The sequence below is a fragment of the Streptomyces sp. NPDC088387 genome (genome assembly GCF_044753385.1).
Taxonomy (GTDB): Bacteria; Actinomycetota; Actinomycetes; order Streptomycetales; family Streptomycetaceae; genus Streptomyces.
Window position 1 is genome coordinate 593,325 of sequence record NZ_JBIVNC010000002.1, and the last position, 12,439, is coordinate 605,763.

Sequence of the window (12,439 nt, forward strand, 5' to 3'; positions counted from 1 at the left end):
AGGTCTAGCTTCCTTTGCGCTGTCTGTGACCGACGAGGGGTGGAAGACCACATGCGGTCGACATCGCACCAAAGACCCGTTCCTTCAAGAGGGTTGGGCGCCGGAAGACGAGGCCTCACGGCCGTCCTGGCTGCCGGATTCGTCACCGCGGGGCTGCTGTCCGGCCCGTCCGCGAGCGCGATCCCGGCCCCGGATCCGTCCCTGACAACGATGTCCGTCAAGTCGCCCCCGGGCGGCGCGAACGTACGAGTGCTGGTCTTCTACGGATCCGCCGCGGCCGGTGACGAGTCACCGGTGGTGAACGCCGGCATCGAGGCGATCGAGAAGATCGGCCTGACCGGACCCGCGAACCAGCGCTTCACGACCGTGGCGACGGACGACGCCTCGGTCTTCACCAATGCGACCAAGCTGGGCCGTTACAACGCGATCGCGTTCCTGACCGGCGGCGGCGACATCCTCGACCCGGAGCAGGAGGCCGGCCTGGAGGCGTACATGGAGGCCGGCGGCGGCTTCCTGGGCGTCCACGACGCGGCCAGGGCCGAGCCGTACTCGGACTGGTACACGGGCCTGATCGGCGCCCGTCCGGCCGCGTCGAGCCCGACCGCCGTACAGCGGGCCACCGTTGAGCTCGGGGACCGGCAGCATCCGGCCACCAAGGACCTGCCGCTCACCTGGAAGCGGCCCGACCAGTGGGCGAACTGGGTGAAGAACCCGTCCGGCGACGTGCACACCGTCGCCCGGGTCCGCGAGTCCTCGTACGCGCCGGGTGCGAGCGCCAACGGCGCGGACCACCCGATCAGCTGGTGCCGCGACTACGACGGCGGTCGGTCCTTCTACACCGGTATGGGCGGCACGGTGTCGTCGTACGACGAGACCGACTTCCGTGGTCATCTGCGCGGCGCGCTGCTGTGGACGACCCGTCTGGTGCAGGCCGACTGCACGGCGACGATCAACGGCAACTACAAGGCCGAGCGGCTGACCAAGCCCAACCAGCCGGGCCAGAACGACCAGATCGGTGAGCCGCACGGCCTGGTCACCGCGCCCGACGGCCGGGTGCTGTACATCGGCCGCGGCGGTATGGACTCCACCCAGCCGGTGATCATCGACTGGAACAACCCGGACATCGGCAAGGGCAAGGGCGAGATCCACGTCTACGACCCGAAGACCAAGCAGGTCACATTGGCGGGGGCGCTCACCGTCTTCGGCAACAAGGGCGGCGGCGACGAACTGGTCAAGGTCGAGGAGGGGCTGCTCGGTATCGAGCTGGACCCGCGGTTCGAGCAGAACGGCTGGGTGTACCTGCACTACACACCGCACTCGGGGCTCAACCGCGACACCCGGATCGCCGAGCGGCGCGTCTCGCGCTTCACGCTGGACCTCGCGACCAACAAGCTCGACCTGGGCAGCGAGAAGGTGCTGCTCAAGTGGCCGGTCCAGGTGCACAGCTGCTGCCACTCGGGCGGCGGGATGACCTGGGACTCCAAGGGCAACCTGTACATCGCGACCGGCGACAACAACTCCAGTGGCTTCAGCGGCGGTTACTCGGGCAACAACCCGCAGCCGAACTACAAGGGCGTGTCCTTCGCCGACGCGCGCCGCACCGCCGGCAACACCAACAACCTCAACGGCAAGATCCTGCGCATCCACCCGGAGGACGACGGGACGTACACGCTGCCCGCCGGGAACCTCTTCACCGGCCGGGAGACCGACGAGGGCGGCGGCAAGACACGCGGCGAGATCTATGTGATGGGTGTGCGCAACCCGGCGCGCATCTTCGTCGACCAGCAGACCGACGTGCTCTACGCGGGCTGGGTGGGCCCGGACGCGGGAGCCCCGTCGACCACGTGGGGTCCGGCGAAGTACGACACGTTCGCGGCGATCACCAAGGCGAGCAACCGCGGCTGGCCGTACTGCATGGGCAACAAGCAGCCCTACCGGGACCGCAACCTGCCCGATCCCTCGCAGCCGCTGGGCTGGTACGACTGCAACGCGCCGAAGAACGAGTCGCCGAACAACGACGGCCTGGTCAATCTGCCGCCGGTCACCGGCAACAACATCTGGTACTCACCGCAGGGCGGTGGCCCGGACTTCCCGCGCAACGCGAGCGGTGTCCCCTCCTACAAGCAGGAGGAGGCCACCTACCAGCTGCCGTGGCTCAAGGGCGGCGGACAGGCCGCGATGAACGGCCCCGTCTACCGCTACGACGCGGACAGCACCAGCACCACCAAGTGGCCGTCGTACTGGGACGGCAAGTGGTTCGTCGGTGACTTCTACGACGCCGACCAGCCGCGCAACGCGGTGGTGATGGACCCGAAGACGATGGGTGACGGCGGTATCCCGGTGCACTCGGAGTCACTGAAGAAGATCGTGCCGATCGGCAACGACGGCATCAAGAACCTCATGGACTGGAAGTTCGGTCCGGACGGCGCGCTGTACGCGCTCGACTACGGCCGGGGCTTCTTCACCTCGGACGCCAAGTCGGCGCTGTGGCGGGTCACGTACACCGGCGGCGGTCCGACGCCGACCGCCGACCAGCTCGCGAGGGGGACTGCGCAGTGAGTACAGGGCAGTTGCAGGTGCGCTACCGAAGACTCCTGGTGGTGCTGCTCGCCGTCTCGATGGTGATCGTCGGCCTCCAGACGTCCCGGGCGAGCGAGCGGACCGAGCCGGCCGCCGCCGCGGCCGAGCAGGTGCTGAACTGGACGGCGGGCGACCCGATCGACCGGTATCTGTCGGCGCCGACGACGGCGGTGGCGGGCACGGCGACGATCGTCTTCGAGAACAGCACGGCGACCGGCAACTCCACCGGGATGCCGCACACGCTGACGTTCGTCACCAGTGACCCGGAGTTCAACAGCGACGTCCAGCTGAACATCCTGGCCAACCCGGGCGACGCACAGGGCGGCAAGCACACCGCCCAGGTCAATCTGACACCGGGCCGCTACTTCTACCACTGCACGATCCCGGGCCACGGGCAGATGCAGGGCATCCTGGTGGTGACCGAGGGCAACGGTGAGGACAACACCGCGCCCGAGGCCTCCGCGCACGTCACCGGCACACAGAACGCGCAGGGCCAGTACGTGGGTTCGGCGACCGTGGCGGTGCACGCCACCGACGAGTCCGGCGGCTCCGGTGTCGACCGGGTCGAGTACGCGATCGGCGACGACGGCGCCTGGCAGCCGTACACCACGCCGGTCGTCGTCGACCAGGTCGGCGACCACAAGGTGAGATACCGGGCCACCGACAAGGCGGGCAACACGGCGGCGGAGAAGAGCGTCCAGTTCACGGTCGTGCCGCCGCCGACGGAGGACACGACGGCGCCGGAGACCTCGGCGACCGTGACCGGTGAGCAGAACCCGGACGGCTCGTACATCGACATGGCGACGGTGACGGTCTCCGCCTCGGACACCGGCTCCGGCGTCAACACCGTCGAGTACGCGATCGCAACGGGTGCCTGGCAGCCGTACTCGGCGCCGGTGATGGTGCACTCGCCGGGTGACCACACGATCCGCTACCGGGCCACCGACAAGGCGGGCAACGTGGCCGCCGAGAAGAGTGTGCGGTTCAAGGTGGTGGCCGCGCCGCCGGAGGACACCACTGCGCCGACTACGGGTGTGACGGTCGACGGCTCGCGCAACTCCAGCGGGGCGTACATCGGCAACGCGAAGGTGACCGTGTCCGCGACGGACCACGGTTCGGGTGTCGAGCGGATCGAGTACTCGCTCGACGGCGGGCCCTATCTGGCGTACTCCGCGCCCGTGGTGGTCGACCGTGCCGGTGCGCACGCGCTCGCCTACCGGGCGACGGACAAGGCCGGCAACACCTCCGCGGCGCTCACCACCCGCTTCACGGTGGTGGCGAGCGGTCCGCCCGCGCCCAACTGCGCCGAGTACGACGAGCGGTTGACGGTCATCGTCGGCCAGGTCGACTCGGGTGTGCCGAACCGGCTCACCGAGAGCCGGTGCCGGATCAACGAGCTGATCGAGGACGAGAAGGAGTGGACGTCCCACGCCCTGTTCCTCAAGCACGTGAAGACGGTCCTCGACAAGCTCCTCAAGGACGGTGTGCTCGACCAGCGCGAGTACAACGCGGTCACGAAGGCGGCCAAGCAGTCCGGGATCGGCAAGCCGGGTTCGACCACCGGGTACACGCCGATCTTCGACGGTTCGGCGGAGTCCTTCGCGAACTGGCAGCACGTGGGCGGCGGTTCGTTCGGGCTCAACGCGGACGGGTCGATGACCAGCGGCACCACCCGGGGCGGTCTGGGCATGCTGTGGCTGCCGGAGCGCAAGTACGGCGACTTCTCGCTGCGGCTCCAGTGGCGGGACGACGCACCGGGCACCGGGAACGCCAACTCCGGTGTGTTCGTGCGCTTCCCGTACCTCCATGACCACCCGGAGGAGTCACGGCCCGAGTGGGTCGCCATCAAGTACGGGCACGAGGTGCAGGTGTTCGACTCGCCCGTCGGCGACATGTACAAGACCGGGTCCGTCTACGGCTTCGACCGGGTGGGTCTGGCCGGCGCGGGTGTGACGCAGAAGGGCACCTGGAACGACTACGAGATCCGTGTGGTCGACCAGCACTACTCGGTGTACCGCAACGGTGTGCTGATCAACGAGTTCGACAACACCGGTGGCCAGGCGTTCACTCCGCCGCGCGGGGACGACCCGGGCACGGACGGACGGCGGTTCGCCTCCGGTTACATCGGGCTCCAGGTGCACGGCACGACGGACGTGGTCTCGTACCGCGACATCCGGATCAAGGAGCTGTAGGCCCCGGCAGTCACGTGGCCGAAGGTCCGGGCGGCGCCTCCTCGGGGGGCGCCGCCTTCTTCGCGCGGCTCGGCTGGACCCGCTTGGGCTCGCCCGGCATCTTCGGGTACTCGGGCGGGTAGGGCAGGTCACCGAGCCCGTGGTCCTGCTCGTCCTTCGCGGCCAGTTCGAGGAGGGCTTCGAGGGAGTAGCGCCGGTCGTCCATGTCGGCGTGCACGTCGCCCACCTCGGCGAACCGCACCGGCATGGTCGCGAGGTCGAAGTCCCGCGGATGGGCCACGCCCACCTCGTCCCAGGTCAGCGGCGCCGAGACGGGGGCGTGCGGGCGGGGCCGCACGGAGTACGCGGAGGCGATGGTGCGGTCCCGGGCGGTCTGGTTGTAGTCGACGAAGATCCGCTCGCCGCGCTCCTCCTTCCACCACTTGATGGTCACCCGGTCCGGCATCCGGCGTTCCAGCTCCCGGCCCACCGCGATGGCGGCGCGGCGGACCTGGGTGAAGGTCCAGCGCGGTTCGATGGGCACGAAGACATGGAGTCCGCGTCCGCCGGAGGTCTTGGGGAAGCCGCGCAGGCCGCCGAACTCGTCGAGGACCGCGCGCAGTTCGTGGGCGGCGCGGACGGCGTCGTCGAAGTCGGTGCCGGGCTGCGGGTCGAGGTCGATCCGGAGTTCGTCGGGGCTGTCGACGTCGGCGCGGCGGACCGGCCAGGGGTGGAAGGTGAGGGTGCCGAACTGGGCGGCCCACACCACGGCGGCCTGTTCGGTCGGGCACATCTCGTCGGCGCTGCGGCCGCTGGGGAACATGATGTGCGCGGTGGGGATCCAGTCGGGCATGTTCTTGGGCGCGCGCTTCTGGAAGAAGGACTCGCCGGTGACGCCCTCGGGGTAGCGCTCCAGGGTGGTGGGGCGGTCGCGCAGGGCGCGCAGGATGCCGGGGCCGACGGCGATGTAGTAGCGCGCGAGGTCCAGCTTGGTGAAGCCGCGCTCCGGGAAGAAGATCTTGCCCGGACTGGACAGCCGTACCGTGCGGCCGTCGACTTCCAGCTCCACCGCTTCGCCCATGGACGACACGGTAGGCGCACCACCAGCCCCCCGCACATCGGCCGGCGGCCCCGGATTTCGCGCGGATCGCGGCGATCACGCGCAGAATCTGAGGCATGGATCTCCCGGTGATGCCGCCCGTCAAGCCGATGCTCGCCAAGTCCGTGGCGAGGATTCCGCCGGGCATGCAGTACGAGGCCAAGTGGGACGGGTTCCGCGCGATCGTGTTCCGCGACGGCGCCGAGGTGGAGCTGGGCAGCCGTACCGGAAAGACGCTGACCAGGTACTTCCCGGAGCTGGTGGCGGCGCTCGCGGAGCGGATCCCGCGGCGGTGCGTCCTGGACGGGGAGATCGTGATCGCGCGGGACGGGAAGCTGGACTTCGACGCGCTGACCGAGCGGATCCACCCGGCGGACTCCCGGGTGCGGCAGCTCGCCGAGCGCACCCCGGCCTCGTTCGTCGCCTTCGATCTGCTGGCGCTGAACGACGAGTCGGTGCTGGACGTCGAGCTGGGCGACCGGCGGGCGCTGCTGGCCCGCGCGCTGTCCGGGGTGACGGCCCCGGTGCATCTGGCGCCGGCCACGACGGACGTGGACGTGGCCCGGCGGTGGTTCGAGCAGTACGAGGGCGCGGGCCTGGACGGGGTGATCGCCAAGCCGCTCACGCTGCGCTATCTCCAGGACGAGCGCGCCATGTTCAAGATCAAGCACGAGCGCACGGCGGACGTGGTGGTCGCGGGCTACCGGTTGCACAAGAGCGGCCCGGTGGTCGGCTCGCTGCTGCTCGGCCTGTACGACGACCGGGGCGCGCTCCAGCACGTGGGGGTGTCCGCAGCGTTCACGATGAAGCGCCGCGAGGAGCTGATCGGGGAGCTGGCGCCGCTGCTGATGGAGGACACGTCCGGGCACCCGTGGGCGGCCTGGGCCGAGGAGGCGGCGCACGAGTCGGCGCGACTGCCGGGGGCGCCGAGCCGCTGGTCGGGCAAGAAGGACCTGTCGTGGGTGCCGCTGCGGCCGGAGTGGGTGGCCGAGGTGGCGTACGACCACATGGAGAACGGGGCACGGTTCCGGCACACGGCCCGCTTCCGCCGCTGGCGCCCGGACCGTACGCCGGAGAGCTGCACGTACGCGCAGCTGGAGGAGCCGGTGCGCTACGACCTCGCGGAGATCCTCGGCGGAACCGGCTGAGGCTCCCGCCGCCGGGCGGGGTGCTACACCCCGTCCGGCGGGTCCGCAACTCCACACTGCGCCGAACGGCCGACGCCTTCGCGGGCCATCGGTGTACTTCGCCGTGCTTGTCGATCGCGGACAGAAAACGACCGGGTATGGCCACCAAAGAACCTATAAGCGCACAATTGAGCACACGATTGGGCGGGTGGCGATGGTGGGCAGGGCAGGAACAGCGCGCGGACGGCGCGCGGCGAGAACGGCGGCGCTGCTGGTCGCCGCGGCGGCGGTCGCACTGACGGCGAGCTGCACCACGGGGCACGACCGCGGTCCGCGCGACGACGGCAGGGCACCGGTCAAACCGCCGGCCACCAGCCGGACGGAACCCGCGAAGGTCCCCGGGTCGGTGCTCGCGGTGAAGATCGACAACGTGCCCCAGGCCCGTCCCCAGACCGGTCTCGACGCGGCGGACATCGTCTACGTCGAGCAGGTCGAGGGCGGTCTCAGCCGGCTGATGGCGGTCTACGGGACCCGGCTGCCGGAGGTCGTCGGACCGGTGCGCAGCGCCCGCGAGAGCGATCTGGAGCTGCTGCGGCAGTTCCATGAACCGACGCTCGCCTTCTCCGGCGCCCAGGGCAGGCTGCTGCCCCTCATCGACCGGGCGGAGCTGCGCGCCGAGCCGCCCGGCACCGCGTCCGACGCCTACTTCCGCGGCCCCGACCGGCCCTCCCCGCACAACCTCTTCCTGCACCCCGACGACGTGCTGCCGAAGGCGCCCGGCGCGGAGGGACTGACCACCGGATTCACGTTCGGCGCGCCGCCCGCCGGTGGCACCGAGGCGCACTCGCGGACCGTGCGCTACCCGTCCGCCGAGTTCCGCTTCACCTGGTCCCAGGAGCGGGGGCGCTGGCTGGTCGCCATGGACGGCACGGACGCCGTCTCGACCGACGGCGGGCCCCTGGCGCCGGCCACGGTCGTGGTCCAGCACGTGAAGATCCGCCCGTCCGCCTTCCACGACTCGCTCGGCAACAACACGCCGTACACCGAGACAGTGGGCTCGGGGACCGCCGAGGTGCTGCGCGGCGGCAAGTCCTACGACGTGAAGTGGGAGCGGCCGGAGGCCTCGGACGGCACCCGGTTCACCACAAAGGACGGCAAGCCGGTGGACTTCGCCGACGGACAGGTGTGGGTGGTCTTCACCAAGGCCTGAGCAACTCTGCTTCACCAAGGGCTGAGCACGGTCCGCGTACGGCGGGGTCAGGCCCGGCCGACGAGGGGTTCCGCGGGGTTGCGGAGCCCCTCGGCCGCGTCCGCCACCCGCTGGACGAGATCGAGGAACACGGTCTGCTCGGCGGCGGAGAGCGGGGCGAGGAAGACCTGGTTCATCCGCGCGGTCCGCACGGTCAGCCGGCGGTGGGTACGCACACCCTCCTCGGTCAGGCCCAGCACGAAGCGGCGGCCGTCCTGCGGGTCGCGCACCTTGTCGAGCAGTCCGCGGCGGCCGAGACGGCTGATCACCTCGGCGATGGTCGACCGGTCGAGCCCCACCCGCTCCCCCACGGTCCGCTGGTCCAGGCCCGGCTCGGCGACGAGCGCGTTCAGGACGGCGAACTGCGGCGAGGTGATCTCCTCGGAGACCATGGTGTTCCACAGCAGGTAGTGCGCCTGCTGGAGCCGCCGGGCGAGATGCCCGGGGTGGGCGGAGAGATCCACCGCGGCCATGTGCGCTCCCTCGTCGATTTCATCGGTGCACTGACGATACCCGGACCGGGCGGGGATGTCTGCGGATGCGGAGTCCCGCGTCCCGCCATATCCTCGCAGGTACAGGCCGAGGTATTGACGCCCTCGTATCCCGGTGGCAGCGTGAGTGAAGTCGCGAAATTAATCAGTGCCCTGACTAATACCGTGGTCGGGACGCCTGGCAGATGGGACTTCGCGGATGGACAAGGTGGTCGCCTCGACGCTGGAGGCGGTGTCCGACGTACCGGACGGCGCGTCGCTGGCGGTGGGCGGATTCGGCCTGAGCGGTGTGCCGAACGTACTGATCCAGGCGCTGTACGAGCGCGGGACCGGCGGGCTCGCGGTGGTGTCGAACAACTGCGGCGCGATGGAGTCGGGCCTGGCGGTACTGCTGGCGGCCGGTCGCATCGCGCGGGTGACGGGGTCGTACATCGGGGCGAACAAGGAGTTCGCGCGGCAGTATCTCGGCGGTGAGCTGGAGGTCGAGATGATCCCCCAGGGCACGCTCGCCGAGCGGCTGCGGGCGGGGGGCGCCGGGATCCCGGCCTTCTACACCCCGGCCGGGGTGGGCACCCAGGTCGCCGAGGGCGGACTGCCGTGGCGCTACGACGGCTCCGGCGGCGTCGCGCTGGCCTCGCCGGCGAAGGAGGTGCGGGAGTTCGACGGCACCGAGTACGTGCTGGAGCGGGGCATCCGTACGGACTTCGCGCTGGTGCGGGCCGCGAAGGGCGACCGGCACGGGAACCTGGTCTTCAACAAGTCGTCCCGGAACTTCAACCCGCTGGCCGCGATGGCGGGGCGGGTCACGATCGCCGAGGTCGAGGAGCTGGTGGAGCCCGGCGCCATCGATCCGGACGCGGTGCATCTGCCGGGGATCTTCGTGCAGCGGGTGCTGGCCCTGACCCCCGCGCAGGCGGCGGACAAGCGGATCGAGCAGCGGACGGTGAGTTCCTGATGGCCTGGACACGCCAGGAGATGGCGGCGCGCGCGGCCCGCGAGCTTCAGGACGGGCAGTACGTCAATCTGGGCATCGGGCTGCCGACGCTGATCCCGAACCACCTTCCGCCCGGTGTGGAGGTGGTCCTGGAGTCGGAGAACGGCATCCTGGGCACCGGGCCCTACCCGGCCGAGGACGAGGTCGACCCGGATCTGATCAACGCCGGCAAGGAGACCGTGACGGTCCTGCCAGGGGCGTCCTTCTTCGACTCGGCGCTGTCGTTCTCGATGATCCGCGGCGGGCACATCGATGTCGCCGTGCTGGGCGCGATGCAGGTCTCGGCGGGCGGGGATCTCGCGAACTGGGCGATCCCGGGGAAGCTGATCACCGGGATCGGCGGGGCGATGGATCTGGTGCACGGCGCCCGGACGGTGATCGTGGTGATGACCCACACCGCGAAGGACGGCTCACCGAAGATCCTGCCCGAGTGCACCCTGCCGCTCACGGGCAGGGCGTGTGTGAACCGCGTCATCACCGACCTGGGTGTCCTCGATGTCACGGAGGACGGGATGGTGCTGGTCGAGTGCGCGCCGGGCGTCACCGCCGAGGAGATCGTCGCCGCCACCGGCTGTGCGCTGACCGTCGCGGAGGTGCCGCTGTGAACACGGTCTACGTCGTCGACGCCGTACGCACCCCGATCGGCCGCTACAACGGCGCCCTCGCCACCGTGCGCCCGGACGACCTGGCCGCCCACGCGATCCGTGAACTCCTCGCCCGCACACCGGAGTTGGATCCGTCCCGGATCGACGACGTCTACTTCGGCAACGCCAACGGCGCGGGCGAGGAGAACCGCAACGTCGGCCGGATGGCCGCCCTGCTCGCCGGTCTGCCCACGTCCGTGCCCGGCGTCACCGTCAACCGGCTGTGCGCCTCAGGCCTGGAGGCCGTCATCCAGGCCGCCCGCGCCATCGCCGTCGGGGACGCCTCGATCGCCCTGGCCGGCGGGGTGGAGTCCATGACCCGGGCCCCGTACGTCCTGCCCAAGTCCGACCGGCCCTTCCCGGCCGGCAACGCCGAGCTGTACTCCACCACCCTCGGCTGGCGCATGGTCAACCCGCGTATGGAGCCCCGGTGGACCGTGCCGCTGGGCGAGAGCGCCGAGCTGATCGCCGAGAAACACAAGATCACCCGTGAGCAGCAGGACGAGTTCGCGTACGGCAGCCACCTCAAGGCCGCCGCGGCGCAGGCGGCGGGGCTGTTCGACGCCGAGATCGCCGCGGTGAGCGTGCCGCGGCGCAGGGGTGAGCCGGTGGTGTTCGGCGCCGACGAGTCCGTACGGCCGGATGCCTCGCTGGAGTCGATGGCCCGGCTCAAGCCGTCGTTCCGCACGGAGAACGGGACGGTGACCGCGGGGAACGCCTCGCCGCTCAACGACGGTGCGGCGGCGTTGCTTCTCGTCGACGAGGCGGGGCTTGCCGCCAGCGGGCGTGAGCCGCTTGCCCGGGTGAGTGCGAGTGGGGTGTCCGCGATCGAGCCCCAGTACTTCGGGCTGGCGCCGGTCGAGGCGGTGGCGCGGGCGCTGGGCAAGGCCGGTCGGTCGTTCGGGGACCTGGCCGTGCTGGAGCTCAACGAGGCTTTTGCCGCGCAGGTGTTGGGGTGTCTTGCCGAGTGGCCCGAGTTCGACACCGGGGTGCTCAATCCGCAGGGTGGGGCCATTGCGCTGGGGCATCCGCTCGGCGCGTCGGGGGCCCGGCTCGCCGGGACCGTCGCTCATCAGTTGGCGCGGCGGGGGTCGGGGGTCGGGGTTGCCTCGCTGTGCATCGGTGTGGGGCAGGGTCTCGCGCTTGTGCTGGAGCGGTGATGTCGCGCGAGCGGTGTTGTTCTTCGGCTGCGGGCCGGTCATGGCTGGTCGCGCCCGCGCGGCGGAGCCGCAGACCGATGCCGCCCGCGCCCCTGTCGGCGGCGTCGACGGCCCGGAGTTCACAGTCCACCCCTCGTCCTAGGAAGACGTCATGACTCTTGACCAGCGCGATATTGATCTGGAGATAGCGGCCAGGCACGCCGCTTACGAGAAGGGGGTTGCTGACGGGGGTGTGGTCGAGCATCAGCCTCGGCGGGACTACGCGCCCTATCGGTCCTCCGTTCTTCGGCATCCGAAGCAGGCACTGGTCGCTGTGGCCCGGGATCCGGAGTCGGTGGAGCTGGGGTCGCCGGCCTTCGGGGAGCGGGACCTCAGTGAGAGCGACAGTGATCTGACGGTTCAGCACACCGGGGAGCCGATCGGTGAGCGGATCACGGTGTCCGGGCGGATCCTCGACCGGGCCGGGCGGCCGGTGCGCGGTCAGCTCGTCGAGATCTGGCAGGCCAACTCCGCGGGGCGGTACGCCCATCGGCGCGAGCTGCACGACGCCCCGCTCGACCCCAACTTCACCGGCGTGGGCCGCACCCTCACCGACGCCGAGGGGCACTACCGGTTCACCACCATCCAGCCGGGGCCCTACCCGTGGCGCAACCACCTCAACGCCTGGCGCCCGGCGCACATCCACTTCTCGTTCTTCGGTTCGGCGTTCACCCAGCGGCTCGTGACGCAGATGTACTTCCCGAACGACCCGCTGTTCACCTACGACCCGATCATCCAGTCCGTGACGGACGACGCGGCCCGGCAGCGGCTGGTCGCCACGTACGACCACAGTCTGTCGGTGCCGGAGTTCTCCCTGGGCTACCACTGGGACGTGGTGCTCGACGGGCCGGACGCCACCTGGATCGAGGAAGGTCGCTGATCACC

10 protein-coding genes are annotated in these 12,439 nt (G+C 70.4%); 8 read left to right on the forward strand and 2 right to left on the reverse strand.

The features are described 5' to 3' along the window. The first annotated feature begins 51 nt into the window (after positions 1 to 51). Both ACIQAC_RS07195 and ACIQAC_RS07200 read left to right on the forward strand, forming a co-directional pair. Complete coding sequence (locus ACIQAC_RS07195) at positions 52 to 2,559, forward strand: ThuA domain-containing protein (RefSeq protein ID WP_402187847.1); 2,508 nt, start codon at positions 52 to 54, stop codon at positions 2,557 to 2,559. A 59-nt stretch (positions 2,560 to 2,618) separates the two neighbouring features. Next, complete coding sequence (locus tag ACIQAC_RS07200; protein ID WP_402188205.1) at positions 2,619 to 4,772, forward strand: OmpL47-type beta-barrel domain-containing protein; 2,154 nt, start codon at positions 2,619 to 2,621, stop codon at positions 4,770 to 4,772. Positions 4,773 to 4,782: 10 nt separating this feature from the next. Here the strand turns inward: ACIQAC_RS07200 and ligD are convergent, their stop codons facing one another. Next, positions 4,783 to 5,832: a non-homologous end-joining DNA ligase gene (ligD, locus tag ACIQAC_RS07205; RefSeq protein WP_402187848.1), complete on the reverse strand. Its 1,050-nt coding sequence runs from the start codon at positions 5,830 to 5,832 to the stop codon at positions 4,783 to 4,785. A gap of 95 nt (positions 5,833 to 5,927) precedes the next feature. On the opposite strand from ligD, the gene ACIQAC_RS07210 reads away from it, so the two are divergent. Continuing rightward, a complete protein-coding gene (locus ACIQAC_RS07210) occupies positions 5,928 to 6,998 on the forward strand; it encodes an ATP-dependent DNA ligase (RefSeq protein ID WP_402187849.1) in 1,071 nt (356 codons plus the stop codon). A 193-nt stretch (positions 6,999 to 7,191) separates the two neighbouring features. Continuing rightward, positions 7,192 to 8,187: a DUF3048 domain-containing protein gene (locus ACIQAC_RS07215; protein ID WP_402188207.1), complete on the forward strand. Its 996-nt coding sequence runs from the start codon at positions 7,192 to 7,194 to the stop codon at positions 8,185 to 8,187. 47 nt (positions 8,188 to 8,234) lie between these two features. Here ACIQAC_RS07215 and ACIQAC_RS07220 read toward each other — a convergent pair whose 3' ends face one another. Then, positions 8,235 to 8,699, reverse strand: a complete 465-nt coding sequence (locus ACIQAC_RS07220; RefSeq protein WP_402187851.1) for a MarR family winged helix-turn-helix transcriptional regulator — start codon at positions 8,697 to 8,699, stop codon at positions 8,235 to 8,237. A 217-nt stretch (positions 8,700 to 8,916) separates the two neighbouring features. Here ACIQAC_RS07220 and ACIQAC_RS07225 point away from each other — a divergent pair, with 217 nt between their 5' ends. From ACIQAC_RS07225 to pcaH, 4 genes are all read left to right on the forward strand, one after another. After that, positions 8,917 to 9,672, forward strand: coding sequence for a CoA transferase subunit A (locus tag ACIQAC_RS07225; RefSeq protein ID WP_402187852.1), 756 nt, complete (start codon positions 8,917 to 8,919; stop codon positions 9,670 to 9,672). Continuing rightward, a complete protein-coding gene (locus ACIQAC_RS07230) occupies positions 9,672 to 10,316 on the forward strand; it encodes a CoA transferase subunit B (protein WP_402187853.1) in 645 nt (214 codons plus the stop codon). The genes ACIQAC_RS07225 and ACIQAC_RS07230 overlap by 1 nt, the downstream gene beginning before the upstream one ends. Beyond that, positions 10,313 to 11,515 (forward strand): thiolase family protein, encoded by a 1,203-nt coding sequence (locus tag ACIQAC_RS07235; protein ID WP_402187855.1) that lies wholly within the window; start codon positions 10,313 to 10,315, stop codon positions 11,513 to 11,515. The genes ACIQAC_RS07230 and ACIQAC_RS07235 overlap by 4 nt, the downstream gene beginning before the upstream one ends. 151 nt (positions 11,516 to 11,666) lie before the next feature. Next, positions 11,667 to 12,434, forward strand: coding sequence for a protocatechuate 3,4-dioxygenase subunit beta (gene pcaH / locus ACIQAC_RS07240; protein ID WP_402187857.1), 768 nt, complete (start codon positions 11,667 to 11,669; stop codon positions 12,432 to 12,434). The last annotated feature ends 5 nt before the right edge of the window (positions 12,435 to 12,439 follow it).

Coding starts and splice junctions, on each gene's coding strand:
- ACIQAC_RS07195 (WP_402187847.1), top strand. CDS start 52: ATGCGGTCGACATCGCACCAAAGACCCGTTCCTTCAAGAGGGTTGGGC.
- ACIQAC_RS07200 (WP_402188205.1), top strand. CDS start 2,619: ATGGTGATCGTCGGCCTCCAGACGTCCCGGGCGAGCGAGCGGACCGAG.
- ligD (WP_402187848.1), bottom strand. CDS start 5,832: ATGGGCGAAGCGGTGGAGCTGGAAGTCGACGGCCGCACGGTACGGCTG.
- ACIQAC_RS07210 (WP_402187849.1), top strand. CDS start 5,928: ATGGATCTCCCGGTGATGCCGCCCGTCAAGCCGATGCTCGCCAAGTCC.
- ACIQAC_RS07215 (WP_402188207.1), top strand. CDS start 7,192: ATGGTGGGCAGGGCAGGAACAGCGCGCGGACGGCGCGCGGCGAGAACG.
- ACIQAC_RS07220 (WP_402187851.1), bottom strand. CDS start 8,699: ATGGCCGCGGTGGATCTCTCCGCCCACCCCGGGCATCTCGCCCGGCGG.
- ACIQAC_RS07225 (WP_402187852.1), top strand. CDS start 8,917: ATGGACAAGGTGGTCGCCTCGACGCTGGAGGCGGTGTCCGACGTACCG.
- ACIQAC_RS07230 (WP_402187853.1), top strand. CDS start 9,672: ATGGCCTGGACACGCCAGGAGATGGCGGCGCGCGCGGCCCGCGAGCTT.
- pcaH (WP_402187857.1), top strand. CDS start 11,667: ATGACTCTTGACCAGCGCGATATTGATCTGGAGATAGCGGCCAGGCAC.